Origin of the sequence: Embleya sp. NPDC059237 (assembly GCF_042754105.1) — a bacterium.
Classification (GTDB): Bacteria; Actinomycetota; Actinomycetes; order Streptomycetales; family Streptomycetaceae; genus Embleya.
The window spans coordinates 298,505-324,970 of record NZ_JBHZAE010000005.1 but is presented as its reverse complement, the minus strand read 5'-3'; the positions used below and the strand labels follow the sequence as shown (position 1 = coordinate 324,970).

Sequence of the window (26,466 nt, the reverse complement as noted above, 5' to 3'; positions counted from 1 at the left end):
CCTGAGAACGGTCCGGTGAAGGGGTGATCAGCATGTCCGCCGGCGAACTTGCCGAACGCGCCGTCGCACCGCCGCTTCTGGTCGAGGCGCTGACCGTCGCGCAGCGCCGACTCACCCGCACGCTGACCGTCGCCCTGACCGAGGAGGACTGCACCCTCGACCAGTGGCTGGTGTTGCGCACCCTGGGCGACGGCACGGGGCGATCGATGGGCGAACTGGCCCGGGCCCTGGTGATCCCGCAGGCCACGCTGACCCGGATCGTGGACGCGCTGGTGGACGGCGGCCACATCTACCGCCGCCAGTCCGGGGCCGACCGCCGCCGGATCACGGTCCACCTGTCCCGGCGCGGTACGGACCGACTCGCCCGGCTGAACGCGCTGGCCGAGGCACACGAGGCGGCCGTACGCGCGGCGTGCGCGAGCGAGGACCCGGCGGCCCTGCTGGCGTTCCTGGCCGGGCCCGACGCCGCCTGACCGGCCCGTCACCGCCCGCCGAGAAACCGCGCCGTCACCCCCACCCCCCGCGCCGCCACCTCCCCCGGCACCCCGCTCGCCACGATCCGCCCGCCGTGCACACCGCCGCCCGGCCCCAGGTCGATCAGCCAGTCGGCGCCGGCGATCACGTCCAGGTCGTGTTCGACCACCACCACCGTGTTGCCCGCGTCGACCAGACCGTGCAACTGCCGCATCAGCAACTCCACATCCGCCGGATGCAGACCCGCCGTCGGCTCGTCCAGGACATAGAGCGTGTGCCCGCGTCGGGCCCGCTGCAACTCGCTCGCCAGCTTGATCCGCTGCGCCTCGCCGCCGGACAGTTCGGTCGCGGGTTGGCCCAGACGCAAATAGCCCAGGCCCACCTCGCGCAGCGTGGTCAAACTGCGCGCGGCGGCGGGCACGTCGGCCAGGAAGTCGGCCGCGTCGTCCACGGTCAGCCCGAGCACGTCCGCCACGTTCAGCCCGCGATAGGCGACCTCCAGGGTGGCCGGGTCGTACCGGGCGCCGTGGCAGGTCGGACACGGCGCGTACGTGCCCGGCAGGAACAACAACTCGACCGCGACGAAGCCCTCCCCCGCACAGGTCTCGCAGCGCCCCTCGGCCACGTTGAACGAGAACCGGCTCGCGGTCCACCCGCGCTCCCGCGACGCGTCGGTCTCCGCGAACAACCGGCGTACGGTGTCGAACAGCCCGGTGTAGGTGGCCAGGTTCGAGCGCGGCGTGCGCCCGATCGGCTTCTGGTCCACCCGCACCAGTCGGTCGATCGCCCCCAGTCCCTCGACCGCGCGTACCTCGCCCGATACCGGCCCGTCGTCCTCGTCCGGCTCCGCCCCGGTGCCCAGGTGCGCCGCCGTCACCTCGGCCAGCACCCCACCGACCAGGCTCGACTTGCCCGACCCCGACACCCCGGTGACCACGGTGAACACGCCCAGCGGGAACGCCACGTCCAGATCGCGCAGATTGTGCAGGGTGACCCCGGTCAACGTCAGCCACGCGCCGGCCGACCGCGGCTCGCGCACCGGCGGCGGGCCGGCCGGGAACAGGAAGCGGCGCGTCGCCGAGTCGGCCACCTCGCGCAACCCCGCCGGCAGGCCGCTGTACAGGATCCGGCCGCCGCCCTCGCCCGCACCCGGCCCCACGTCCACCAGCCATCCGGCCCGGCGGGCGACGGCCATCCGATGCTCCACCACGAACAGCGAGTTCCCGGCCGCCCGCAGCCGGTCGAGCACCACGAGCAGCGCCTCGGTGTCCGCCGCGTGCAACCCGGCCGACGGCTCGTCGAGCACGTACACCACCCCGAACAACCCGGACCGCAACTGGGTGGCCAGGCGCAACCGCTGCAACTCGCCCGAGGACAACGTCGGCGTCTCGCGCGCCATGCCCAGATAGCCCAGCCCCAGCTCGACCAGCACCGCGATCCGCGCCACCAGGTCCGCGCAGATCGTCGCGGCGGCCTCCCCGTCCGGCTTCGCCTCGGCCAGCACCCGGGCCGCCTCGGTCAGCGGCAGCGCGACGAGCGCGGCGATGTCGTACCCGGCGAACGTCACCGCCAGCGAGGCCGGCCGCAACCGCCGACCGTGGCAGACCGGACACGGCCCGCTGCGCAGGAAACGCTCCACCCGCTTGCGCTGCGTCGCGCTCTTCGAGGTCGCGAACGTCTTCAGCACGATCCGCCGGGCACTGCTGTACGTGCCCTGGTAGTCGCGCTGGATCCGGCTCGCGTCGCGCACCGGATGCACGGTGACCACCGGTTGGTCGTCGGTGAACAGGATCCACTCCCGCTCGGCCTTCGGCAGCTCACGCCACGGCCGGTCCACGTCGTAGCCGAGCGTGGCCAGGATGTCCCGCAGATTCTTCCCGTACCACGCGCCCGGCCAGGCGGCGATCGCCCCGTCCCGGATCGACAGGTCCGGATCCGGGACCAGCGACGCCTCGTCGACGTCGTGCACCCGCCCGAGCCCGTGACAGTTCGGACAGGCCCCGGCGGCGGTGTTCGGGGAGAACGCGTCCGAGTCCAACCTCGGCGCGCCCGGCGGATACTTCCCCGCGCGGGAGAACAACATCCGCAGCGAGTTCGACAACGTGGTCAGCGTGCCCACCGTCGACCGCGACGTCGGCGCGGACCGCTGCTGCCGCAGCGCGATCGCCGGCGGCAATCCGTCGATTTCGTCCACGTGCGGCGCGCCGACCTGCTGGATCAACCGGCGCGCGTAGGGCGCGATCGACTCGAAGTAGCGCCGCTGCGCCTCCGCGTACAGCGTGCCGAACGCGAGCGAGGACTTGCCCGACCCGGACACCCCGGTGAACACCACGAACGTGTCGCGTGGGATGTCCACGTCCACGTCCCGCAAATTGTGCTCCCGCGCGCCGCGCACTCGCACATACGGATCGTGCTCGCTCATCCACCCGCTCCTCGCCACACCGCTCTCGGCCACACCACCGGAAGGTTGTCGTATGCCCGCGCCGGCGAACAGCCGAACCACAGGCCCACCGCACGACGGCCTCGAAACCGCCCGGTTCCTCGCCCGCCTCCCGCCGACACGCTTCGAGGGGTGACTCCCCCGGCTCGGCCGCCCCCGCCCGGGATCTCCCACCCCGGCCGCGGACCGGGTTCGGTCCTCCGCCCGCTCCCCGTGCCGCTGGTGATCGTCGGGCATCGGCGCTAGCTTCGGCGCGCGCCGGGTGGCGGCGCGTGTGAGGGGGCGTCGATGGGGTTGGACAGGATCGATCCGCGCACGCCGGTCCTGGTCGGGGTCGGGGTGGCGGATCAGCGCCTGGCCGAGGCCGGGGCCGGGGTGGGCGAGTTGGAGTTGATGGCGCGGGCCGTCGAGGACGCGGCCGAGGGGCTCGGCGGGCTGCTCGGGGCGGTGCGGCGGGTTTTGGTGCCGCGCGGGACCTGGCGGCACGGCGATCCGGGGCGGTGGCTGGCCGAGCGCTTCAAGCTCGTCGACGCGCACAGCACGTTGGCCGAACTGGGCGTCCTGCAACAGTCGTTGCTCACCCGCGCGAGCACCGACATCGCGTCCGGCCGGGTGGACGCGGTCCTGGTGGTGGGCGGCGAGGCGGCGCATCGGCGGCTGCGCGCCCGGATCGCCGGGGTCGAGTTGGTCGATCCGGTCGCGGACGGGGTGCCGGACACGGTGTGGGCGCCGGGCGCGGACATCCTGGCCCGGGTCGAGATCGATCGCCATCTGGCGGTGCCGGCCCGGCAGTACGCGGTCCTGGAGTCGGCGATCGGCGCCGCGCGCGGCGTGTCGCCGGCGCAGGACGCCCGGGAGATCGCGGCGCTGTGCGCGCAGTTCGCCGCCGTCGCCGCCGAGGGCGGGCGATCGATCCGCGGCCGCACGGTGTCCGAGGACGAGTTGTTGGCCCCGGTCGGGCGCAACGCATGGTTGGCGAGCCCCTATACCAAGTGGCACTGCTCGCAGATGAACGTCGACCAGGCCGCCGCGCTGGTGTTGTGCTCGGTGGAGACGGCGCGCCGGTTCGGCGTCGCGCGCGAGCGGTGGGTGTTCCCGACGGTGGCGGCCGAGTCGAACACGATGGTGCCGCTGGTGGCCCGGCCGGACCCGGCCCGCTCGCCGGGCTTCGCGGCGGTCGGCGCGGCGCTGGGCCCCGGGGCGGCCGACGCCGCGCATGTGGACCTGTACAGCTGTTTCCCGGCGGCGGTCCGGATCCAGCGGCACGAACTGGGTCTGACCGGGCGCGCCGATCGGGAGCTGACCACGACCGGCGGGATGGCGTTCGCGGGCGGTCCGCTCAACACGTACGCGCTGCACGCCACCGTCGAGGTGACGAGGCGGGTGCGCGAGGGCGGGGACGGGCTGGTCACCAGCGTGTCGGGCATGGTGACCAAGCAGGCCGGGGCGCTGTGGTCGGCGCGCCCCGCTCCCGGCGGCTTTCGCGCGGTGGACGTAAGCGCCGAGTTGCCCGCCCGCCCGGTGGACCCGGACCATACGGGCCCGGCACGGGTGGTGGGCTGCACGGTGGCCTTCGACGGGGGCGAACCGGCGGTGGCGATCGTGGTGGTCGAGGGCGAGGGCGGCGGCGGGGTGCGGTCGGTGGCCTCCTCGACCGACGCGGACGTGCTGGCGTCAATGCGTACGGACGCGTGGGTCGGCCGGGCGGTGCGGGTGAGCGGGGCTGCGTTCGAGCCGGCGTAGGGCCCGGCGGGTGGTGGGCGGTTGTCGGCCGTGCCGTCGGGGCGGCGGCGCCCGGGTGTCCGCCGTGCCCGGGAGATGGGATCGGTTCGTGGCGGGTATCCGGGTGGCGACGTCGCGACCGCGACGCGCTACCTGCTTGGAGGTCGCAGTGACCGACCCGTGGCCCGACCCGCTGCCCCCGGTGCCGCCGATGCCCCTCCCCCACCCGCTGCCCGAACCCGGCCCGGAGCCCCTGCCACCCGACCCGGGCACACCTCCGCCCCCCGACAAGCCGGAGCCGGCCCCCGAACCGGGCCCGGTGTCCTGAAAGGGTGCACGGGCTGCGCTTCGCCGGGCGTACGGCCGATCGTCACGCGCCGGCTGTCGGTCGACCCGGCGGGGCCGGCACGCTGAGGACATGGACACGACGATCCCCGAACCACGCACGCCCGACCTGGTGATCCGGGTCGGGGGTGCCCGCTGGCCGTCGCCGGCCGAGATCCGAGCCGAGTTGCCCGAGGACGTCCGCGCCGAGTTCGAGCGGGAGTTCGCCGCCGCCCTCGCCCACGCCCACGACACCGGGCAATTGGCCCTGCTCGCCGATCTGCTCGCCGGATGGCAGCGGCACCTGATCCTGCGCCGCACCGGCGACTACGAACGTGTCCTCGAACGGGCCGCCCGGCTGCACGCGGGCGAGGAACTGGAAACGGTGCCCGCCGCCGAGACCAGGCGCACATGAGCTACCTCGTGGTGTACGACGCCCCCGCCGCCCGGCAGAAGGCGGGCCTGCCGCAGCCCGCGGTCGCCGCGCTCAACAACCTGGAGAGCGCGCTGGAACGTGACCCGTGGAGCGTCGGCGGCCGGATGCACAGCGGTCTCAAGACCATGCGCGAAGCCGCGTTCGGAGCCTTCGGTTTCATCACCTTCGTGATCGAGGACAACCGCGTCCGAGTCACCGTGATGAACGTGGTCTGGACCGGCTGAGCCCGCGGGGCGCCGCCCCGACGCCCCGCCCGACGACGCGGCGCGGGTCAGCGAATCGGCACCCCCGCCAACGTGCGGGCGATGACCAGGCGTTGGATCTCGCTGGTGCCCTCGAAGATGGTGTAGATCGCGCTGTCACGGTGCATACGCTCGACCGGGTACTCGCGGGTGTAGCCGTTGCCGCCGAGGATCTGCATCGCCGCCGAGGTCACCCACTTGGCGGTCTCGCCCGCGTACAGCTTCGACATCGAGCCCTCGGCCGCGGTGAACGGCTGTTTCGTCGCGGCCATCCACGAGGCGCGCCAGGTGAGCAGGCGGGCCGCGTCGATCCGGGTGCGCATGTCGGCGATGGTGAACGCGACGCCCTGGTTGTCGATGATGGGCCGGCCGAACTGCTCGCGGACCTGGGCGTATTCCAGCGCCACCTCGTAGGCGGCGCGCGCGATGCCCACGGCCTGGGCCGCGACCGCCGGGCGCGACGACTCGAAGGTGGCCATCGCCGCGTTCGAACGCGCGGAGGTGCCGGACCTGGCCCGCGCGATCCGCTCGTCCAGCTTGTCCTTGCCGCCGAGCAGGCAGTCGCCGGGCACCCGGACGTTGTCCAGGATCACCTCGGCGGTGTGCGACGCGCGGATCCCGTGCTTCTTGAACTTCTGCCCCTGGGACAGCCCCGGCGTGTTCGGCGGGATCACGAAACTGGCCTGGCCCCGCGAGCCGAGCGTGGCGTCGGTGGTGGCGACCACGACGTGCACGTGTGCGATACCGCCGTTGGTGGCCCAGGTCTTGACCCCGTTGAGGATCCAGTCGCCGGTCGCCTCGTCGTAGTCGGCCCGGGTGCGCATCGAGGAGACATCGGAGCCGGCGTTCGGCTCGGACGAGCAGAACGCGGCGACGCGGACGTTGTCGGGCGTACCGAACAATTCGGGTGCCCAGGTGATGATCTGCTCCTGGGTGCCGTTGGCCACCAGGCCCGCCGCGGCGAGCGCGGTGCCGGACAGCGCGAGGCCCAACCCGGCGTCGCCCCAGAACAGTTCCTCCATGATCAGCGGAATGCTCAGGCCGGTGGGGTCGAATGCCTGGGTGCTGAAGAAGTCCAGCGAATAGAGTCCGATCTTGGCGGCTTCCTGGATGATCGGCCAGGGGGTCTCCTCGCGCTCGTCCCACTCGGCGGCGGCCGGCCGCATGGTCTCCGCTGCAAAGGTGTGCACCCAGTCGCGGATGGTGGTCTGGTCCTCGTTCAGGGCGAGGCTGAAGGCGGTCATGGGTGGCGGGCCCCCGGGACATCGTCGAATTGTTACCGGCTGGTAGCTTGAGTGTGTCGCCGTCCCCTTGGGGCCGTCAAGGGGCGTCGAGAGGTGCCGACGAATCCGCCCGGCCTCACCGACCCGAGCACGGCGCACACGGCACGGAACGCGGCGCGCCCGACGGTCAGATGCCGGGCCGATAGCGGATCGGATGCTCGTCCGGGACCTGCACCACACAGATGCGCACACCGTCGGGGTCGGCAATCCACATCTCGTCGAGCCCCCACTCCTCGCGGCGCGGTGCGCGCAGCACGGTGGCGCCCCGGTCCACGAGTTCGCGGTGGGTGGCCGGCAGGTCCCGCACCTGGAGCCACAACCGCAGATCCTCGCCCCCGGGCCCGCCGCCGGTCGCGGTGCCGGAGACCTCGAGGAAGCCGCCGCCGAGAAAGAACACCGTCCCGCGATGGATCCCGGTACCGAACTCGCGGGCGATCGCGAGGCCGAGCACGTCGCGATAGAAGATCAGCGAACGCTCGGGATCGACGGGGCGCAGCAGGATACGACCGGAAAGTACGTCCATCCTCCGAGTTTCGCCCCGATTCGGCCGTTTCCAACCCTCCCCGAGCCGAACCCGGGAGAGCGAGCCGCCGGTCGGACGGACGTGCAGGCGGGCGAGGGGACCGGCGCAGGCGCGAGTGGGCGGAAAGTGGCCGCCTGCCGGCACACCGGGCCGGCAGGGTGGGCGGTCGACGAAGGGTGGTATCGCATGGTGGGGAACGCGGAGCGGGTGCGCGGGAGCATGTTCGGGTTGGCGTATGGGGACGCGTTGGGCGCGCCGACGGAGTTCCTGTCGTACGCGCAGATCGTGCGCCGGTACGACCTGCCCGGACCGATGGATCTGGAGGGCACGCCGGCCCAGGTCACCGACGACACCCAGATGGGCCTGGCGGTGGCCCGGGCGGTGATCGACGCGCGCGCCGACGGCGGGGCGTTCACCGCCGAGCGGCTGACCCCGCTCCTGGTGGACCGGTTCCTGGCCTGGTGGGACTCCCCCGACAACACCCGCGCGCCGGGCCACACATGCATGTCCGCATGCGCGGAGCTGGCCGCCGGACGGGCCTGGCCCGACGCCACCCGGCGCGGCTCCAAGGGCTGCGGCGCCAACATGCGGGTCACCCCGCTGGGCCTGCTCGACGGCGTCGACGAGGCCGACCGGTGCGGCGCCGCCCAACTCCAGTCCGCGATCACCCACGGACACCCCACCGCGCTGACCGCCTCGGACCTGACCGCGACCGCCGTACACGCGCTGCGCACCGGCGCGCCGATCACCGAACTCCCCGCCCTGCTGCGCGCGCACGCCGAGGCGCAGCGCGAGGTGTACCGGGGCGACTGGCTCGGCGACGACCTGTGGCGCGGCCCGTTCGCCGACACCCCGGAGGGCTTCGTCGCGCGCGGCTGGGACGAGTGCCTGGCCGTGCTCGATCGGTTGGACCAGGCCGTGGCGGAGGGCGACCGCCGCGCGGACCCGTGTCGGATCACCGGTGCCGGGTGGATCGCCGAGGAGGCGCTGGCCACGGCGGTGTTGTGCGTCCTGCTGTATCCGGACGACCCGCGCTCGGCCGTCGCCCGGGCGGCCGGCTCCTCCGGCGACTCGGACTCGATCGCCGCGTTGGCCGGCGCCATGATCGGCGCCGCACACGGCATCGACGCCTGGCCCGCCGCGTGGTCCGAGCGCATCGAGTACCGCGCCGAACTCGCCGAGACGTCGGCGGCCCTGGCCGGGTAGACCGCGCCGCCGACAGGTTCGAACGTCGGATCGACGCCCGCCTTGCGTATGCGTCGGGATTCTTTGCGAAGATTCACGGATGGGAAAGATCCATGCCGCCGACCGGGCGGCCTTCGCGTGGGTGGCCTCGCATCATGTGCCGTGGGCGAACAAGGCGTTGCCGGCCTTGTCGCGGGCGGCCAACCATTCGCGCCTGTGGGCGGTGACCGGTGCGGGGATGGCGCTTTCCGGCGGGCGCAGCGGGCGCCGGGCGGCGTTGCGCGGCCTGGGTTCGGTGGCGCTGGCCTCGACCGTGAGCAATGTGCTGCTCAAGAGCTGGGTGCGCCGGCCGCGTCCGGTGATCGACGCGGTGCCCATGGCGCGTCGGCTGAGCCGGCAGCCGTGGACCACCTCGTTCCCGTCCGGGCACGCCGCGTCGGCGGCGGCGTTCGCCACCGGCGTCGCGCTGGAGTCGCGCCCGCTGGGCGTGGCGGCCGGTGCGCTGGCCGGCTCGGTGGCCTTCTCCCGGGTGTACACGGGTGTGCACTACCCGGGTGACGTGCTCGCGGGCGCGGCGCTCGGCGCGGGCCTGGCGGCGGTGACGCTGCGCTGGTGGCCGACCCGCCCGGTGGAGGCCGCGACCGCACCGCAACCGCGCGGCAAGGTGCCGTCGCTGGTCGACGGCGACGGCCTGGTGGTCGTGGTGAACGCCTCGGCCGGCCCCGAGGGCGACACCGCACAGCGGCTGCGCGAACTGCTGCCCGCCGCGAAGGTGGTCGAGCGCGGCCAGGACGGCGACCTGGTCGCGCTGCTGTGCGAGGCGGCCCGGGAGGCGCAGGTGCTCGGCGTCGCGGGCGGCGACGGCAGTGTGAACTGCGCGGCGCGGATCGCGCTGGACCGGGGCATGCCGCTCGCCGTGTTCCCGGCGGGCACGCTCAACCACTTCGCGGGCGACCTGGGGCTGATCCGGCTCGACGACACCGCGCAGGCGCTCGCCGCGGGCGAGGCGGTCCTGGTGGACGTCGCCGAACTCCAGCGCGACCACTCGCACCCGTTCTCCGACGACGGCGAGGAGCTGGGCCCGGAGTTGTTCCTGAACACGTTCTCGCTCGGCGTGTATCCCGATCTGGTGCGCTTCCGCGAGGAGTTGGAGCGCAAGATCGGCAAGTGGCCGGCCATGCTGGTCGGCCTGGTCCGGGTGCTGCGGGACGCGGGCCCGGTGAAGATGCGGGTCAACGGTCGGCCGAGGTCGTTGTGGCTGATCTTCCTCGGCAACGGGGAGTACGCCCCGGAGGGCTTCGCGCCCACCTATCGCCCCGACCTCACCGACGGCCTCCTCGACGTACGCATCGTCGACGCCTCCCGCCCGCTGGCCCGCACCCGACTGGTCGCGGCCGTTCTGTCCGGCACACTCGGCACCTCGCGGGTCTACGAGGCGTCCACGGCGCGCACGATGCACCTGTCCGAGATCCAGGAGGGCGCCGAACTCGCGGTGGACGGCGAGGTCCGCCCCGGCGCCTCCCAGCTCCGCATCGCCAAGGGCCGCCGCCTGATGGTCTACCGCCCGGAGGGTGCCCTCCGCGACTGAGCACGTTGCGGCGGGACCCGCCTGGGACGACCCGGTCGCCGGTGGGCCGCAAGCCGGGCCGGTTCGACCTGCCGTCGTGGCCGGCCGAAGTGAGGGCCTTCCCGATAGCGGAGGCGGGAGTCCGTGGGGGCTAATGGTGCGGGCGGTGACGCCTGTGCGGGTCCCGTGGACCCCGGTGGAAACCGGTGGGCGGGTTCCGTGCGTGGTGGGGGTGCGGGGCCCGAATCGGGGCACCGCTACGGTGTGGGCCGCCGGTCGATGGGCCGGGGGGTACAGGCAGGTTTCGATCGGGGGCAGTGGTGGCGGTTTCGGGCGCGATATCCGGGTCGGCCGGACGCGTGGCGACGGTGTTGGCGGCGGGCCGGGTGGCCGCCGGGGTGGTGTCGTTGGTGGCGCCGCGCGGCGGGGTGTGGTTGCGGCCCGCGGCGGCCCGGGAGGCGTCGCTGCTCGGCCGCGGTCTGGGCGCGCGCGACGTGTTGTTGGGCGCGGGTGTATTGCGGGCGCTGGCCTCCGGGCGCGGCACCGCCGAGTGGGGCTGGTTCGCGGCGGCGTCGGATCTGGTCGACGGGGCGGGCGGGGCGCTCGAATGGCGGCGCCTGACCCCGGCGGAACGCGCGTGGGTGGGCGCGGTGTTCGCGCTGGCCGCGTGCGAGGCGGCGGTGGCGCTGTCCCTGGCCGGCGGGGACACCGAGGCCTTGGAGGGCGTCCTTCCCGTCGTCCCCGACTAGGGCCCGGCACCCACAACCGCCTCCGTCGCGTCGGCGTCCTCCGTACCGCATCCGCCACGCCGGGTCCCGTCCCGATCGACCGCCGTCCACAATGCGGTCGGTCGCCCATCGCACGGATCCCGGCTCGACCCCGAGGAGACCCCACCGTGGCCGTCAGCCTCAACCACACCATCGTCCCTGCGATCGACCACCGCGCCGCGGCCCGGTTCTTCGCCACCGTGATGGGCCTGGAGGAACTGCCCCCGGCGGGCGCCGACGGCCACTTCGCCCCCGTGCGGGTCAACGAACAACTCACGCTCGACTTCATGACCGTGCCCGGCGCCGAGGGGCACCATCTCGCCTTCGACGTCGACCCCGACACGTTCGACGCGATCCTGGCCCGGATCCGCGCGGCCGGGATCCCGTACGGCAGCAGCCCTCGCGACCGGACCAACGGCCGCATCGACCATCCCCTGTGCCCGCGCGGCCTGTTCTTCGCCGACGACTCGGGCAACCTGTACGAGGTCATGTCCCCGGCCTGAGCGACCGGACCGGCCCGACCCGCCTCGGCCCCGGCCCTTGCACCCCGATGCAAACCTTTCGACCGGGGCGTTGGGGTCGCTACCGTGGCGTGGGGGCCGTTGAAAGGATTGTCGCGGGGGTAGCATGCTCCGGTTCCACCTGACCGGCGAGGATCTGCACCGGTTGCGGTTGGCCGATCGGCTCGACCCGATGTGGGAGATCGCGTTCACCCTGCATCTCCTGCAAAGCCGGGAGCCGGACCTCGTGTTCGCCGCGTGGCGACAGGAGGTGTGCGCCGCGTTGGAATCGGCCGAGCTGACCCGGGCGGTCCGCGAACTCGCCCGGCTCTATCCCCGCTCCGAGCCCTTCCCCGACTTCCTGGTGCCCCCCGGTACGGCCGGCGACCTGGACATCGGCATCGACCGGGTACTGGCCACCCCGGCCGCCACGATCGCCGCCGAACTGGCCCAACTGGCGGCCGGCACACGGCCGTTGCCGAGTTGGGCAACGGCGCTGGCCGCCGGCGACGCGGCCGGTCTGCGGCGTTTCGGCCGACTGCTGCGCGCCTATCACACGATCGCGGTCGCCCCGTACGCCTCCCGGGCCGCGACCGCGTTCGAGGCGGATCGGGCGCAGCGCGCGGAGGCGGTGCTCTCCGGCGGAGTACGCGGTCTGCTCGGCAGCTTCCCGCCGCAACTGATGTCCTGGCACGACGACATCCTGAGCACACCCTGTCCGGTCGACGCCGACATCCGCGCCGACGGCCGGTCCATCGTGATGGTGCCCTCGTTCTTCTGCGGCCCGAACCTGTTCGCCGTGGTGCAGCCCGAACTCCCCATCATGTTGACGTATCCCGTGGCCCGCCCGGCGGACTGGCTCACCCGGGGCCGCGACGCCCTCGACACGTCCGCCGTCCCGCTCTCCCGACTCGTCGGCTCCGCCCGGGCCGCCGCGCTGAACGCGATCGGCAGCGGGGTCAACACCTCCCGCCTGGCCGCGATCATCGGCGTGTCCATGGCCACCGCGAGCCGCCACGCGAGCGTGCTGCGCGAGGCGGGCCTGGTCTCCTCCGAACGCCGCGGCCAGTCGATGGTGCACGTGCGTACCCGTCTTGGCACCGCGCTGCTCAACGGCCGAGTCCCCCGCATCTGACCGGCCCCGACCGCCGGCGGCGGCGCCCGTCGCGGGCGGTCGCCGACCGGAACGTCGGCGTGCGGGTCGTGTCACCCGTTTGCCCTATGCTCAACTCCCATGGTGGCGCGGCCGTTGGGCGAAATTGTCGAGGCAGGATGGGCCAAGGCCCTGGAACCGGTGGCGGGTCGCATCGCCGCCATGGGCGACTTCCTGCGAGGAGAGATCGCCGCGGGGCGACGCTACGTGCCCGCGGGCGCGAACGTACTGCGGGCGTTCATGCAGCCGTTCGCGGATGTGCGCGTGTTGATCGTCGGCCAGGACCCCTACCCGGGCCCCGGGCACGCGGTGGGCCTGAGCTTCGCCGTCGCCCCGGAGGTGTGGCCGCTGCCACCGTCGCTGATCAACATCTTCACCGAGATGAACCGCGACCTGGACGTGCCGCTGCCGACCAACGGCGACCTGACTCCGTGGACCAAGCAGGGCGTACTGCTGCTCAACCGATCCCTGACCACCGCTCCCGGTCGCTCCAACGCCCATCGGGGCAAGGGCTGGGAGGAGGTCACCGAGCAGGCGATCCGAGCGCTCGGCGAGCGCGGCACGCCGCTGGTGAGCATCCTGTGGGGCCGCGAGGCACGCAACGCCCGGCCGCTGCTCGGTCCGGGCGCGGCGGTGGTGGAGTCGACCCACCCGTCCCCGAAGTCGGCCGACTACGGCTTCTTCGGCTCGCGTCCGTTCTCCCGCACCAACGACCTCCTGGTCGCCCAGGGCGCACAACCCATCGACTGGCGCCTGCCGTAGGGACGCGGGCCGGGCGCGGGGCGACCAAGGCGAAACTCGCCGCGCACCGGCCGACCGACCGTGGCGGAACACACGCCCCGCCGACCGGCTCGACCGCAACCGCGACGACCGGCCCGGGCGTCCCCTCTCATACACATCCCGTACACACCGTCGCCGGCGACGGAAGGGCGGATGATCTCGATAGGGTGGCGGCCGGTACACCCGGTCATGGGCCACCGCCGGTCGGGGCCGTCGCTTGGAGGAACCTTCTTCGATGTCAGGCAATAGCGTTCCCGGCCAGGGGGCCGCGCCGCGGCGCTCCCCCGAGGCGTTGCCGCCGCGTTCCAAATTGGCGATCACCGCGAGTCGGGTGACCGCGGCCATCTCGCGGCGCGCCGGCAAGGGCAGCGGCTCGGTCATCGGCGGCAAGCTCGCGCTGCGGCTCGCCCCGGACCTGCTCGCGCAGTTGTCGGTGGGGTTGCAGGTGGTGCTGATCTCCGGCACCAACGGCAAGACCACCACCACGCGTCTGGTCGCCGAGGCGATGCGCGCCGCGGGTCCCGTGGTGTCCAACGCGCTGGGCGCGAACATGCCTGCGGGAATCACCTCCGCGCTGGCCGGCGCGGGCGACGAGGCGCGCTACGGCGTGATCGAGGTCGACGAGAAGTACCTGGCCGGTGTCGCCCGCGACTCCGACCCGGTGGCCATCGCGCTGCTCAACCTCTCCCGCGACCAGCTCGACCGGGCCGCCGAGACCCGCATGCTCGCCGAGAAGTGGCGCGAGGGCCTGCGCGGGCGCGACGCGATCGTGGTCGCCAACGCCGACGACCCGCTGATCGTGTGGGCGGCCTCGTCCAGCAAGGACGTGCTCTGGGTCGCCGCCGGGCAGACCTGGCAGGAGGACTCCTGGTCCTGCCCGCAGTGCGGTGGCGTGATGCAGCGTCCGGGCGACGACTGGTTCTGCTCGCAGTGCGACTTCCGCCGCCCCTCCCCCACGTGGTCGCTCGCCGGGGATCGGATGGTCGACCCGGACGGGCGGATCTGGCCGCTGCACCTGCAGCTGCCCGGCCGGGCCAACCGGGCCAACGCGGTCACCGCGGCGGCCATAGCGTCGTTGTTCGGCGTGCCCGTCGAGGCGGCCCTGGAGCGGATGAAGCACGTCACGGCCGTCGCCGGTCGCTACGACGTGGTCGACTACATGGGCCGCAAGCTGCGGCTGCTGCTGGCGAAGAACCCGGCCGGCTGGGTCGAGACGTTCTCGCTGATCAACCCGCCGCCGACGCCGGTCATCCTGTCCGTCAACGCGCTGGACGCGGACGGCAAGGACACCTCGTGGATCTGGGACGTCGACTTCACCCAGCTCGCCGGCCGTCCGCTGTTCGTCCTCGGCCAGCGCCGCCTCGACCTGGCGGTCCGCCTGGAGGTCGCGGGCCTGCAGTTCCAGGTCTTCGAGACGGCCGCCCAGGCGGTGGCGGCCTGCCCGCCCGGCCAGATCGAGGTCATCGCCAACTACACGGCGTTCCAACAGCTGCGCAAGACGATCAAGGAAGCGGCACAGGCATGATCGGTGAGAGCAGGCTGCGCCTGGTCTGGATCTACCCGGACCTGCTCAGCACATATGGCGACCAGGGCAACGCGCTGATCGTGGAGCGGCGCGCGCTGATGCGCGGCATCGAGGTCGAGCGTGTCGACGTACGCTCCGACCAGCCCGTGCCCACCTCCGGCGACATCTACCTGATCGGCGGTGGCGAGGACCGGCCGCAGCGCCTGGCCGCGGAGCGGTTGCGCCGCGACCCGGGCCTGGCCACGGCGGTGGGCGCGGGCGCCGCGCTGCTCGCGGTCTGCGCGGGCTACCAGATCATCGGTACCGAGTTCATCGACGACCTGGACCAGCCCGAGGCGGGCCTGGGTCTGCTCGACGTGCGCTCCGGGCGCGGCGCGCCGGGCAAGCGCTGCGTCGGCGAGGTGCTGGCCGAGGTCGACCCGGCGCTCGGGCTGCCGGTGTTGTCCGGCTTCGAGAACCACCAGGGCGTCACGTACGTGGGCCCCGGCGCCAAGCCGCTGGCCAGGGTCACCCACGGCAACGGCAACGGCACGGGCGACGGCACCGAGGGCGCGTACGCGGGTCGGGTGATCGGCACGTACATGCACGGTCCGGTGATGTCCCGCAACCCGGCGCTGGCCGACCTGCTGCTCACCTGGGCCACCGGCGTGCCGCTGACCCCGCTGGGCGACCACTGGCACGAGCAGCTGCGCTCGGAGCGCCTGCGCACCGTGCGCGCCGCCGCCTCGAACTGACCCACCCCGCACCTGCGTCGGGCCCGCATACCGTCGAGGTATGCGGGCCCGATCGTGTGTCGCTCTCGACGGGCGCCCGTTCAGGGCGTGTGTACCGCCCCGTGCGGGTCCTCGCAGTGGCCGCGCGTGGCGCCGATGGACAGCACCGTCGGGTCGGCGTGGTCGACTTGGAGCGTGGTGTGGGTGATCGAGTACCGCTCGCGCAACCGTTCCTGCAGCCGGTCGCGGACCCGGTGGCAGTCGTCGCCGGGCTCGACCAGAACGTGCGCGGACAGCGCCGGGAAGCCCGACGTGATGGTCCAGATGTGCAGGTCGTGGATCTCGGTGACGCCCTCGACCGAGGCCAGGTCGGCGCCGACCGCGTCCGGGTCGACACCCGTGGGGGCGGCCTCCAGGAAGATCCGCCACGACTCGCCGACCAGCGTGATGCCGGACTTGAGCATCAGCGCCGCCACGACCAGCGACGCGATCGCGTCCGCGCGGGCGAAGCCGGTGGTGAGCACCACGATGCCGGAGAGCAGGGTGGCGATGAACGCCCACAGGTCGTTGAGGATGTGCTGGTAGGCGCCCTCGACGTTCAGGCTGGAGCGGTTGGCCTTGGAGATCAGCCAGGCCGCGATCACGTTGATCACGATGCCGACCGCGGCGGTGACGATGACCAGGCCGCCCTCGACGTCGGGCGGCGTGATCAGCCGGCGCACCGCCTCGTAGGTGAACCACACCGCGAGCACCAGGAACGTGATGCCGTTGACCTGGGCGGACAGGATCTCCGCCCGCTTGAAGCCGTACGTCCACCGCCCCCGCGCGGGTCGGGCCGCGAGGCGCATCGCCACCAGCGCCAGGCCGATCGCGAACGCGTCGGTGACCATGTGGCCGGCGTCGGTGATCAGGGCCAGCGAACTCGCCAGGATGCCGACCGTGACCTCGACGACGATGAACGCGCCGATCAGGACGAGCGCGGCGGTCAGGTAGCGCCGGTCGGCGTCGGCGGCGACGCCGTGCGAGTGCCCGGCGTGGCTGCCCCCGCCGTGGTCGTGCCCGGCGTGCGCCGCGTGGTCGTGGTCGCCGGCGCCCGGGCCGCGGACCGGCTCGGTGGTCCCGGGCCCGCCCGGCGCGCCGTGGTCGTGGTCGCGGGTGCTCATCGGGCCCCTCCGGGGATCTCGGTCGCGCAGCCGATGTGATCGGTGGCCGGGGCGTGGCCGATGTGCGCCAACGCCACGTCCAGAAGCAGGCGCACGTGGGCGTCCGCGAGGCGGTAGTACGCCAGCCGCCCCTCCCGGCGCACCGTCACCACCTGGTGTGCGCGCAACAGTCGCAACTGGTGGGAGACGGCCGATTCGCCCTGCCCGCACGCGGCCGCGAGGTCGCGTACGCACAGTTCGCCCTCCAGGAGCGCGACCAGCAGGGTCAACCGCCCCGGGTCGCCGAGCAGTGCGAACACGTCGGCCGTCTCGGCCAAGTGCGCACCGTCGGGCAGCCGCGACCGCACCGAGTCCACCAGATCGGCGTTCACCGGCTGCGCCATCGGGCCACCTCCGTCGTCATTCCCATATGCCACCTCGGGTCGGCTACGACATCGTAACGTCTGAATAGATCTTCATACGAACGTCTGAAACAGAACATAGGGGCCGGGGGTATGCGTACGCAAGCGGGACGGGGCCGATCGGGGGTTACCCCCACCCGAGACAGACCGGCTCGCGCGATGTCGCGCCACCCCGGAGCCGGCCGATTCTGGTGCACGCAAGGAAGCACCGATTCGATCGCTCGACCCAGGCTCGTACCGCTCGTACCGCATCGGAACAGGAACCACGATGACCAAGCTGCTCGGCACCTGTGCCACGGTGGCCGCCGCCACCCTGCTCGCCACCACCGCCGGCATCGCGTCGGCCACGGCCGACACCGCGCCTCGCGAGCGCCCGTCACCCCACCAGGACGGCGTCTGGCAGGTGGACGGCTACGGCACCGTGCTGACCATCGAGAACGGCACGTTGCAGCAGTACGACACCACCGCGATCAGCTGCCTCAAGGGTTCGACCGCGACCCGCGCGACGGTGGACGGCGACACGATCGGCTACCAGGCCGACAACAGCCGCGTCCTCGCCGTACGGGTGAACCCGAACCGCAGGCAGGCCACGCTGCACTTCACCGACGCACCGGACCACCGCAACCTGCGCCGCGTCGCGGCCCTGCCGGCGGCCTGCTCCCGCCCCCTGCCCGGGGACCCGCGCACCACATTCGACGTCTTTTGGCGGACCTTCGCCGAGAACTACCCGTTCTTCGCCGCCAAGGGCGTCGACTGGCAGGCCGTCGGCGATCGATACCGACCCCGGGTCGGCCCGAACACCACCGACGACGAACTCTTCGCGATCTTCCGGGAGATGCTGGACCCGCTCGACGACGCGCACCTGTACCTGAGCGGCGGCCCGAACCGCTTCTTCGCCGAGGCCCGCCCGGGCACGACCGCCCCGACGCCCGAACTCGACACGAGGATCAAGGCGTACATCCAAGAGCGCGACCTGGGCGCCGACCACCCGCTGACCGAGTACGGCCAGGGTCGGATCAGCTACACGGACCTGCCCGACGGCCAGGGCTACCTGCGCGTCTCCGGCTTCCTCGGCTACGTCGAGGACCCCAAGGGCGGCTATACCGTCAACGCCGCCGAACTCGACCGGGCGCTGAACGCCATCCTGACCACCGAACGAGTGGGGCGACTGCGCGGGTTGATCGTCGACCTGCGCGTCAACGGCGGCGGCGCGGACAACCTCGGCCTGAACCTGGCCGCCCGCCTGACCGACCGCCCCTACTTCGCCTACGCCAAGCAGGCCCGCAACGACCCGCTCGACCCCACCCGCTTCACCCGCGCCCAGCCCATCCAGGTCCGCCCCACCCCGGGCGTGCCGCACTACACCGGCCCGCTCGCGGTCCTGACCGGCGGCTCCACCGTCAGCGCCGGCGAAACCTTCACCCAGTCCCTGATGAACCGCCCCGGCCACACCGTCCGCATCGGCGAGGCGACCCAGGGCGTCTTCTCCGACGTCCTCGACCGGGCCCTCCCCAACGGCTGGCAATTCGGCCTCCCCAACGAGGTCTTCCGCACCCGCGACGGCCGCACCTTCGACGGCACGGGAATCCCCCCGCACATCACCGAACCGGTCTTCACCGACGAGGAGTTCACCCACCACAAGGACTCCGCCTTCGACCGCGCGACAGCCGAACTCCGCACCCGAACGAACTGACCCCGCCCTCCCCTTCGGGACCTGCGCCACGTGGCACACCGCGCAGGTCCCGAGGACCGTCCGGAAACTCGGATGCGAGGGTCGTGTGTCGCGCCTAGGCTGCACGTTTTGGACTCGGACGGGCGTCGAAACGACCGTCGGTGGATCGGGGATGCACGAAACATGACCAGTCGACTGTTCGCCGTCAACTTCCGCGCGACCGACCCGACGGGCCTGGCGCGATTCTGGTCGCAGATCCTGGGGTGGGAGGCCGGCACCGACAGTGCGGACGACGTCGCGATCCTGCCGCCCGATCCCGCCGGGTTTCGGGTGCGTTTCCGGCCGAGTCGGGAGCCGAGGATCGGCCGGAATCGTATGCACTTCGACCTGACGAGTGCCTCCCCGGAGGTTCAGTCGCAGACCGTGGCGCGGGCGCTGGAGCTGGGCGGCCGGCACCTCGACGTGGGCCAACTCCCAGAGGAGACCCACGTGGTGCTCGCCGATCCGGACGGCAACGAGTTCTGCGTCATCGCGGCGGGCAACAGGTTCCTGTCCGACACCGGCCCCGGTCGCATCGGCGCGCTCTCCTGCGACGGTACGCGGGAGGTCGGCCACTTCTGGAGCAAGGCGCTGGGGTGGCCGCTGGTCTGGGACCAGGACGAGGAGACCGCGATCCAATCCCCGGACGGCGGCCCGAAGATCACGTGGGGCGGCCCCCCTGTGGCGCCCAAGGCGGGCCCGAACCGGCTCTACCTCGACCTGGCGCTGCCCGCCGACGCCGACCGGGAAGCGGAGATCGCCCGGCTGATCTCGCTCGGCGCGACGCGCCCGGACGCCGCCGCGGACGCCGCCGGCCGGGTGTTGCTGATCGACCCCGACGGCAACGAATTCACCCTGCGCCGGACCCGATAGCCGCCTGTCGTCGGCGTTCGCTAACTTTCGGGCATGTCGATCACTGCACACCCGCGCGACTCGGCCCGACTGCCGGGGGATGCCCCGGTCGACCGCCATGCCGTGGACAAGCGTGCGAACGGATCACGCCTCCTGGTTCGGCGCGGGCACCGGCTGGACGTCCACGACGTGGACGAGTTCTTCGCGGGCGCGCTCGCCCCGATGGCCACGTTCCCCGTGCCGTGGCCCGGGTGGGACAACGGCGTCGATGCGCTGAGCCCCGACGCGTCGTTCGTGGCGTTCTCCGGTCAGCGTGCGGTAACGGCCGTGGGCGCCGACGGCGAGCGGTTGTGGGAGTACCGGCACAGCTGTTGGGGACCGGTGGTCGGTCACACCCACTCGGGCGACGAACAGCAGGTGTGCCGCGGCTTCGAAAGCGGCTCCTGCCACGTCTCCGACGACGGCCGACACGTCTGGGCCCACGTCGTGCTCGGCGGACACGACGTGGACTGGGACGACTGGCACGAGTGCTGGGTGGTCCTGGACGCCCGGGACGGACGGGAACTCGCCCGCATGCGGCTGGACAGCGCGGCCGGCGGCTCACACCAACGCTCACACCCGGACGGGATCCACGTCGGCCTCTGCATCGGCATGGGCCAGGACGGCATCCTGCTGCACTGGGCCCGCCTGGACGGCGACACGCTGACCGGGTGGGACCTGAACCACGACATGGACCGCATCCTGGCGGACGTGCACCCGGGCCACGACGGTTTCCTGACCGTCGAACACGACGGGGCCGACGTGCGACTCCACACCCTGGACGGCACGGTGCTCGCCGAGGCCGACCCGGAGCCGAACGACGACGAGTCCCCGTCCTGGTGGGACCACACCTGCGGCTTCGTGGACGCCGACACGGTCGTCGCCACCACGATCGATGCCGACGAAGACGCGGATCGCCCGGTCCGACACTGGCTGTTGGACGCGCGAACCCTCACCGTCCGCGGCCCGGTCACATACCCCACCGGCCCCATCACCGCCTACCCATGCCCTCTCGGTGACGGGACCTGGCTGACCTACGACAGCGCGAGCAGGACGTTCGACCGCTGGAGCGAAACACCGTCCTGATCGCGGCGGACGGAGCCTCGGCCGGGCCGGTCGGGGTCAGGGCAGTCTCGGGTCGCGGTCCAGCGCGGCCCACCAGCGGGCGGCCGGGGTGTGGATCTGCCGCCAGGTGGTGATGAACAGGTCGTTCGCGGTGCCGCCGGGCCAGTCGAGCGGGAGCAGCGCGGCCGGCAGTCGTGGGTCGCGTTCGAAGGTCCGGCGCCACGCGTGCACCATGCGCGTGCGCAGGACGAAGGCCGCTTCGTCGGAGTCGGCGCGCGCGTCGGCGAAGCGGGCGACGAAGTCGTCCAGGGTCGTGCGCACCGCGGCCAGGTCCCACGCCTGTTCGACCAGCGCCCGTTCCCGCGCGGCGTCGCACACGGTCGACGTCATCCACGTCGCGTGTGCCGACAGGCCCTGCTCGGCGATCAGCGCGCGCAGTGCGTCCACCCCGCCCGGGTCGGCCGCGATCCACACCCCCCGACCCAGGTCACCGAAGCCCTCGAAGGCGAGTTGCTCCTCGACCACCGCCCGCGCCTCGCGCAGCGCCGCCGGTGGGCGGAACAGGAGTTGTTGCCACTGCCCCGACCAGGGCGTCTCCCGGGTCGCCCGGGCCAGCCGCTCGGTCCAGCCGGTCAGCAGGCGGTACAGCGACGGGGCGAGGGTCAGCCGGGTGTAGCGCCCCTCGGACCGGGCAAGCAGCCACCCCTCCCGGGTCAGCCGGGTGATCGCCCGCCGGGTCGCCGCCTCCGGCACCCCGAGCGGGTCGAGCGCGGCCACCACCGTGGGCGACCACACCCCGTCGTGCCCCGGCCAACGCACGTACTCCCCCAGCACGGTCAGCAGCAGCGTGCGCGCGCTCGGCCCGCCGTCGGCGGTGCGCCGGGTGCGCGGGCCGGTCGAGGTGCCCGCGGCCGATCCGGCCGACGTCCCGCTCGCGGCCCTTGTTTCCTCGCCATCCTCCATGTAGGACATAACTCATCCAAGCACGTTCTTGTGTCCTATGAAAGCCGCCACGCGTCCGACGAAAGGCCCGCCCGTGTCAGAGGCCGCCACACCGACCCGCTTCGGCGCGTTCATCGCGCCCTACCACGGCATCGACGGCAACCCCGCGCTGCAACTGCGCCGCGATCTCGACCTGGTCGGGCACCTGGACGCCCTCGGCTTCGAGGAGGCGTGGATCGGCGAGCACCACTCGGCCGGCTACGAAACGATCGCCTCCCCCGAGGTGTTCATCGCCGCCGCCGCCGAACGCACCACCCGGATCCGGCTCGGTACCGGCGTCAACTCGCTGCCGTACCACCACCCGCTGGTCCTGGCCGACCGCATCGTGCAACTCGACCAACAGTCGCGCGGGCGGGTGATGTTCGGCTCCGGGCCCGGCCAACTGGCCTCGGACGCCTTCATGATGGGCATCGACCCGATGCGCCAGCGGAGCATGATGGCCGAGGCACTGGCCGCGATCGTCCCGCTCCTGCGCGGCGAGACGGTGACCATGAGGACCGACTGGTTCACCCTGGACCAGGCCCGACTGCACCTGGGCCCGTACACCCGCGCGGGCATCGAGACCGTGTGCGCCTCGACCGTCTCGCCGTCCGGGTCGGTCCAGGCCGGCACCCACGGCATGGGCCTGCTCTCGCTTGCCGCCGCCGACCCGTCCGGCTTCGCCGCGCTGGCGACCAACTGGGACGTGTACGCCAAGACCTGCGCCGAGCACGGCCATGTCGCCGACCGCGAACGCTGGCGCCTGGTCGTCCCGATGCATCTTGCCGAGACCGTCGAGGCGGCGCGCGCGCAGGCCGAGTACGGGGTGCACCACCTCGTCGACTACATCCAGGGCCTGTCCGGGATGACCATGCCGTGGGGGGCGACGCCCGAGGCGGCGATCGCGCAGTGGACCGGCGAGGGTTTCCCCACCTTCGGCGTCGCGATGATCGGTACTCCCGCGCAGGCGATCGAGCGGATCACCGCGATGACGGAGCGATCCGGCGGCTTCGGCACGCTGCTGCTGCTCGATCTGCCGATCGCCCGGCCCGCCGACAAGTGGCGCAGCTACGAGTTGTTCGCCGAGTACGTAGTGCCGCACTTCACCGGCGCCAACCGCCCCCGACAGGCCTCGATGGCCTGGGCGAACGAGAACAGCGAACGTTTCATCGGCGCGCTGCGCCAGGCGGTCGTGGCGGCGATGACCCCGCCGGCGTCCTGACCGACCCCACCCGAGCCCCATCCACCCGAAGCCCAGGGAGACGCCCATCATGCGAGCAGCGGTACTGCGCGGCGGCACGTTCACCGTCGAGGACATCGCGGCCCCCGAACCCGGCGAGGGTCAGGTCCTCGTGGAGACGGTGGCCTGCGGGATCTGCGGCTCGGACCTGTCCGCGTACAAGCACACCGCGGATTTCCTTCGGGCCTCGATCGACTCGGACACCCCCTCGTTCGTCTTCGACCCGGACGCCGACCTGGTCATGGGCCACGAACTGGCCGCGCGGGTGGTGCGCCCGGGCCCGGGGGTGACCGGGTTCGAGCCGGGCGAGGTGGTGGTCGGGCTGCCGTGGGCGCTCGACGGCGGCGGTGTACTGCGCACCATCGGCTTCTCCGACACCTTCCCCGGCGGCTTCGGCGAGCGCATGGTGATGCAGGCCGCGGCACTGGTCAAGGTGCCCGGACACGTGCCGCCGCACGTCGCGGCGCTGACCGAGCCGCTGGCCGTCGGCTTCGGCAACGTGGCCCGCTCCGGCGCCGAACGCGGCGGCGCGGCGATCGTGATCGGCGCCGGACCGATCGGCCTGGGCGCGATCGCCGGGCTGATCGAACGCGGCGTCGCGCCCGTCGTGGTCTCCGAACCCTCGCCGCGCCGGCGCGCACTCGCCCGCGCGTTCGGCGCCCACGTGGTGGTCGACCCGGCCGAGCGTGATCCCTTCGACGCGTGGCGCGAGGGCGCCGAGCCGGGGCAACCGCTGACCGTCTTCGAGTGTTCCGGCAAGGCCGGCATGTTCGACCGGATCACCTACGCCGCGCCCCGCGGCGCCACGGTGTTGCTGATCGGGGTGTGCATGACCGAGGACACCTTCCGGCCGGTGGTGGGGATCTACAAGGACCTCACGGTGAAGATGTGCCTGACCTATCCGCCCGAGGAGTATCCGAAGACCCTCGCCCGGATCGCCGTCGGCAGCGTGGACGCGGCATCGCTGATCACCGGTCAGGTCGGCTTCGAGGGGGTGGCCGCGGCGATCGACACCCTCGGCCGCCCCGACGAACACGTCAAGGTCCTGGTGCGCCCCCACCTGACCGGCACGGAGGTACATCCGCCCGAGGCGTGACGAACGCCGGCCGGCGGGCGCCAGGCCCGTCCGCGCCCGTCCGCGCCCGTCCGCGGAGCGGTAGGGCGCGCGGGACACGCATCACGCGTACGGGTGGACCCGGGAGGGCTGCCCCTGGCGCGCGCTGTGCGCGGGCGGCGCGCTCGCCAGGGCGTTTCGCCGACGCGCGCCCCCGAACGCCCCGCCGACGGAGGTGGGGAAGTGTCGCAAACTGGACGCGGCGGGCGTCGGAATCGGTACGCTCCGAGGGAATTCCCTCGGAAGATCCGTACACCCGCCATCGGGGTCATCATGAGCCACACCAGGCGCCGCAACGGCGCCGTGTCCGTCCGTCACGTGACCGCCACCGGCTCGGGAGGCGCGGCATGACCGTCCTCAACGATGCCCATCCGGTGTGTCGATTCGACCTGCCGCCGCACGAGGCGGAGGTGTCCGCGGCCCGTCGCAAGGTGGTCGCGATCGCCGTCGAGTGGGGCATGCCCGCCCACGGCGATCTGGTGGACACCCTGCGTCTGGTGGTCTCCGAACTGGTGACCAACGCGATCCGACACGCGGGCGTACTGACCCCCGCCATCGTGGTGACCGTGCGCGGCACGGCCGAGGGGGCGCTCCAGGTCGGCGTGCACGACCGACATCCGTTCTGCCCCAAGGCCCTGGTGGAGACCGTCGACGACGACAGCGGCCGCGGCCTGCTGATCGTGAAGACCCTGGTCACGGAGGTTGGCGGATACGCGGGGATCCAGCCGGACGCGACCGGCGGCAAGACCGTGTGGGTGTGCCTGCCGCTGCGCTGAGCCCCCGCACGGGGCCGGCCGGGTCGGGGCCGCGCCGGCCGGCTCGATCGTCGGTTCCGTCACATCGCCTCGCTCCCATCGGTCATGTCCGTGACACGACACCACGGAAATGTGAGACCGATGGACGAGAACGACTTCCTTGCGGGCCGCTTCGAGGAACACCGGACCCACCTGCGCGCGGTGGCGTACCGCATGCTCGGTTCGTTCAGCGAGGCCGACGACGCGATCCAGGACACGTGGATCCGGCTCAGCGGTACGGACGTGCGCGAGATCGACAACCTGGGCGGCTGGCTGACCACGGTGGTCGCCCGGGTGTCGCTGAACATGCTGCGTTCGCGCCGGACCCGCCGCGAGGACCCGTTGGAGGCGTTCGTCGCGGACCCCACGGTCTGCACGGCCGAGGGAAACGATCCCGAACACCAGGCGATGCTGGCCGACTCGGTCGGCATGGCGCTGCTCGTCGTCCTGGAGACCCTCGCCCCGGCCGAACGACTCGCCTTCGTGCTGCATGACATGTTCGCGCTGCCGTTCGACGAGATCGCGCCCATCGTGGACCGCACGCCCACCGCGACCCGGCAGTTGGCCAGTAGGGCGCGCCGCCGGGTCCAGGGCTCGCCGGGCGACCTCGAGGTGGACCCCACCCGGCAGCGCGAGGTGGTCGGCGCCTTCCTGGCGGCGTCGCGCGGCGGCGACTTCCAGGCACTGCTCGCCCTGCTCGACCCCGACGTGGTGCTGCGCGCGGACTCGGCGGCGATCGCGGTCGGCGCCATGGTCGAGGTACGCGGCGCGGCGGCGGTGGCGGAGACCTTCTCCGGCCGGGCCCAGGCCGCACGGCCCGCCCTGCTCGACGGCATCGCCGGCCTGGTCTGGGCGCCGGGCGGCGAACCCAGAGTCGTCTTCGGATTCATGATCGCGAACGGCCGCATCGTCGGCATCGACCTGCTGTCCGACCCGGCCTACCTGCGCGATACGGATGTGCGGTTGCTGGACGGGTGAAGCCGTCGCTCCGACCCCCTCCGCTCACCACTTCAGATCGAACCGCGGGTCGAGCACTTCCGACGCACGTTGCGCCTTGGGTCGCGGATGGCCGGTGCGGGGCCGGTCTGAGTCGGTGGTGGAACGCGGCCGGCGTGCGGTGCTCCGAGACGGAGGATTCCCGACGAGACGGGCGCGTTGGTCGGCGAAAAAGCGGCCGGCAGCGGCGGACAGGGGGGTGCTCGGGTCGGGTCCGCCGGGCGTGCGTTCCGGAGTGGGTCGGGTGCTTCCGGCGCGCGTTGTGCTTTTGGTCGCGGGTGGCTGGTGCGGGGTTGGTCTGAGTCGGTGGTGGGCCGCCGCCGGCGTGCGGTGCTCCGAGACGGAGGGTTCCCGGCGAGACTGGCGTGTTGCTCGGCGAAAAAGCGGCCGGCAGCGGCGGACAGGGTGGGTGCTCGGGTCGGGCCCGCCGGGCGTGCGTTCCCGAATGGGCCGGGTTCTTCCGGCGCGCGTCGCGC

Annotated in this window: 25 protein-coding genes; 19 read left to right on the top strand and 6 right to left on the bottom strand. The window is 72.8% G+C overall.

The features are described 5' to 3' along the window. Positions 1–32: 32 nt before the first annotated feature. Positions 33–473: a MarR family winged helix-turn-helix transcriptional regulator gene (locus ACFXKZ_RS18760; RefSeq protein WP_380001746.1), complete on the top strand. Its 441-nt coding sequence runs from the start codon at positions 33–35 to the stop codon at positions 471–473. An 8-nt stretch (positions 474–481) separates the two neighbouring features. Here ACFXKZ_RS18760 and ACFXKZ_RS18755 read toward each other — a convergent pair whose 3' ends face one another. After that, positions 482–2,896, bottom strand: coding sequence for an ABC transporter (locus ACFXKZ_RS18755; RefSeq protein ID WP_380001744.1), 2,415 nt, complete (start codon positions 2,894–2,896; stop codon positions 482–484). A 306-nt stretch (positions 2,897–3,202) separates the two neighbouring features. Here ACFXKZ_RS18755 and ACFXKZ_RS18750 point away from each other — a divergent pair, with 306 nt between their 5' ends. The 3 genes from ACFXKZ_RS18750 (at position 3,203) to ACFXKZ_RS18740 (ending at position 5,620) form a co-directional block, all read left to right on the top strand. Continuing rightward, positions 3,203–4,657: a hypothetical protein gene (locus ACFXKZ_RS18750; protein ID WP_380001742.1), complete on the top strand. Its 1,455-nt coding sequence runs from the start codon at positions 3,203–3,205 to the stop codon at positions 4,655–4,657. A gap of 397 nt (positions 4,658–5,054) precedes the next feature. Further along, positions 5,055–5,375, top strand: coding sequence for a DUF6247 family protein (locus tag ACFXKZ_RS18745; protein WP_126639905.1), 321 nt, complete (start codon positions 5,055–5,057; stop codon positions 5,373–5,375). Further along, positions 5,372–5,620, top strand: a complete 249-nt coding sequence (locus tag ACFXKZ_RS18740; protein WP_380001740.1) for a hypothetical protein — start codon at positions 5,372–5,374, stop codon at positions 5,618–5,620. The genes ACFXKZ_RS18745 and ACFXKZ_RS18740 overlap by 4 nt, the downstream gene beginning before the upstream one ends. 47 nt (positions 5,621–5,667) lie before the next feature. Here the strand turns inward: ACFXKZ_RS18740 and ACFXKZ_RS18735 are convergent, their stop codons facing one another. After that, on the bottom strand, positions 5,668–6,882 hold the full coding sequence (locus tag ACFXKZ_RS18735) for an acyl-CoA dehydrogenase family protein (RefSeq protein WP_380001738.1): 1,215 nt from the start codon (positions 6,880–6,882) through the stop codon (positions 5,668–5,670). Positions 6,883–7,048: 166 nt separating this feature from the next. Next, complete coding sequence (locus ACFXKZ_RS18730; RefSeq protein WP_380001736.1) at positions 7,049–7,444, bottom strand: VOC family protein; 396 nt, start codon at positions 7,442–7,444, stop codon at positions 7,049–7,051. Between the two features lie 186 nt (positions 7,445–7,630). Here ACFXKZ_RS18730 and ACFXKZ_RS18725 point away from each other — a divergent pair, with 186 nt between their 5' ends. The 8 genes from ACFXKZ_RS18725 (at position 7,631) to ACFXKZ_RS18690 (ending at position 15,655) form a co-directional block, all read left to right on the top strand. Further along, on the top strand, positions 7,631–8,650 hold the full coding sequence (locus tag ACFXKZ_RS18725) for an ADP-ribosylglycohydrolase family protein (RefSeq protein WP_380001734.1): 1,020 nt from the start codon (positions 7,631–7,633) through the stop codon (positions 8,648–8,650). A 79-nt stretch (positions 8,651–8,729) separates the two neighbouring features. Then, the gene (locus tag ACFXKZ_RS18720) at positions 8,730–10,217 is read left to right on the top strand and encodes a phosphatase PAP2 family protein (protein WP_380001732.1); all 1,488 of its coding nucleotides are present in this window, start codon (positions 8,730–8,732) and stop codon (positions 10,215–10,217) included. A gap of 296 nt (positions 10,218–10,513) precedes the next feature. Continuing rightward, complete coding sequence (locus ACFXKZ_RS18715) at positions 10,514–10,945, top strand: hypothetical protein (protein WP_380001730.1); 432 nt, start codon at positions 10,514–10,516, stop codon at positions 10,943–10,945. A gap of 146 nt (positions 10,946–11,091) precedes the next feature. After that, positions 11,092–11,466 (top strand): VOC family protein, encoded by a 375-nt coding sequence (locus tag ACFXKZ_RS18710; RefSeq protein ID WP_380001728.1) that lies wholly within the window; start codon positions 11,092–11,094, stop codon positions 11,464–11,466. Between the two features lie 124 nt (positions 11,467–11,590). Continuing rightward, positions 11,591–12,598, top strand: a complete 1,008-nt coding sequence (locus tag ACFXKZ_RS18705; RefSeq protein ID WP_380001726.1) for an ArsR/SmtB family transcription factor — start codon at positions 11,591–11,593, stop codon at positions 12,596–12,598. Between the two features lie 99 nt (positions 12,599–12,697). Beyond that, on the top strand, positions 12,698–13,378 hold the full coding sequence (locus tag ACFXKZ_RS18700) for a uracil-DNA glycosylase (RefSeq protein ID WP_380001724.1): 681 nt from the start codon (positions 12,698–12,700) through the stop codon (positions 13,376–13,378). Between the two features lie 253 nt (positions 13,379–13,631). After that, a complete protein-coding gene (locus ACFXKZ_RS18695; protein ID WP_380001722.1) occupies positions 13,632–14,921 on the top strand; it encodes a MurT ligase domain-containing protein in 1,290 nt (429 codons plus the stop codon). Continuing rightward, complete coding sequence (locus ACFXKZ_RS18690; RefSeq protein WP_380002067.1) at positions 14,921–15,655, top strand: type 1 glutamine amidotransferase; 735 nt, start codon at positions 14,921–14,923, stop codon at positions 15,653–15,655. Before ACFXKZ_RS18695 ends, ACFXKZ_RS18690 begins: the two co-directional genes overlap by 1 nt. A gap of 80 nt (positions 15,656–15,735) precedes the next feature. On the opposite strand, the gene ACFXKZ_RS18685 is transcribed toward ACFXKZ_RS18690, so the two are convergent. Beyond that, the gene (locus tag ACFXKZ_RS18685; RefSeq protein WP_380001720.1) at positions 15,736–16,797 is read right to left on the bottom strand and encodes a cation diffusion facilitator family transporter; all 1,062 of its coding nucleotides are present in this window, start codon (positions 16,795–16,797) and stop codon (positions 15,736–15,738) included. Then, positions 16,794–17,180 (bottom strand): helix-turn-helix transcriptional regulator, encoded by a 387-nt coding sequence (locus tag ACFXKZ_RS18680; protein WP_078974031.1) that lies wholly within the window; start codon positions 17,178–17,180, stop codon positions 16,794–16,796. Before ACFXKZ_RS18680 ends, ACFXKZ_RS18685 begins: the two co-directional genes overlap by 4 nt. Positions 17,181–17,466: 286 nt before the next feature. Here ACFXKZ_RS18680 and ACFXKZ_RS18675 point away from each other — a divergent pair, with 286 nt between their 5' ends. The 3 genes from ACFXKZ_RS18675 (at position 17,467) to ACFXKZ_RS18665 (ending at position 20,886) form a co-directional block, all read left to right on the top strand. Next, positions 17,467–18,891 carry a S41 family peptidase gene (locus ACFXKZ_RS18675; RefSeq protein ID WP_380001718.1) on the top strand — a complete coding sequence of 475 codons (1,425 nt, stop codon included), beginning with the start codon at positions 17,467–17,469 and terminating at the stop codon, positions 18,889–18,891. Positions 18,892–19,053: 162 nt separating this feature from the next. Continuing rightward, the gene (locus tag ACFXKZ_RS18670) at positions 19,054–19,782 is read left to right on the top strand and encodes a VOC family protein (RefSeq protein ID WP_380001716.1); all 729 of its coding nucleotides are present in this window, start codon (positions 19,054–19,056) and stop codon (positions 19,780–19,782) included. 33 nt (positions 19,783–19,815) lie between these two features. After that, a complete protein-coding gene (locus ACFXKZ_RS18665; RefSeq protein ID WP_380001714.1) occupies positions 19,816–20,886 on the top strand; it encodes a hypothetical protein in 1,071 nt (356 codons plus the stop codon). A gap of 36 nt (positions 20,887–20,922) precedes the next feature. Here the strand turns inward: ACFXKZ_RS18665 and ACFXKZ_RS18660 are convergent, their stop codons facing one another. Continuing rightward, complete coding sequence (locus tag ACFXKZ_RS18660) at positions 20,923–21,837, bottom strand: PaaX family transcriptional regulator C-terminal domain-containing protein (protein WP_380001712.1); 915 nt, start codon at positions 21,835–21,837, stop codon at positions 20,923–20,925. Between the two features lie 64 nt (positions 21,838–21,901). On the opposite strand from ACFXKZ_RS18660, the gene ACFXKZ_RS18655 reads away from it, so the two are divergent. From ACFXKZ_RS18655 to ACFXKZ_RS18640, 4 genes are all read left to right on the top strand, one after another. Next, entirely contained in the window at positions 21,902–23,068 is a 1,167-nt protein-coding gene (locus tag ACFXKZ_RS18655) for an LLM class flavin-dependent oxidoreductase (protein ID WP_380001710.1), read from the top strand. A gap of 49 nt (positions 23,069–23,117) precedes the next feature. After that, the gene (locus ACFXKZ_RS18650) at positions 23,118–24,182 is read left to right on the top strand and encodes a zinc-binding dehydrogenase (RefSeq protein ID WP_380001708.1); all 1,065 of its coding nucleotides are present in this window, start codon (positions 23,118–23,120) and stop codon (positions 24,180–24,182) included. A gap of 365 nt (positions 24,183–24,547) precedes the next feature. Then, positions 24,548–24,976, top strand: coding sequence for an ATP-binding protein (locus ACFXKZ_RS18645; protein WP_380001706.1), 429 nt, complete (start codon positions 24,548–24,550; stop codon positions 24,974–24,976). A 120-nt stretch (positions 24,977–25,096) separates the two neighbouring features. Next, positions 25,097–25,972 carry a sigma-70 family RNA polymerase sigma factor gene (locus ACFXKZ_RS18640; RefSeq protein ID WP_380001704.1) on the top strand — a complete coding sequence of 292 codons (876 nt, stop codon included), beginning with the start codon at positions 25,097–25,099 and terminating at the stop codon, positions 25,970–25,972. The last annotated feature ends 494 nt before the right edge of the window (positions 25,973–26,466 follow it).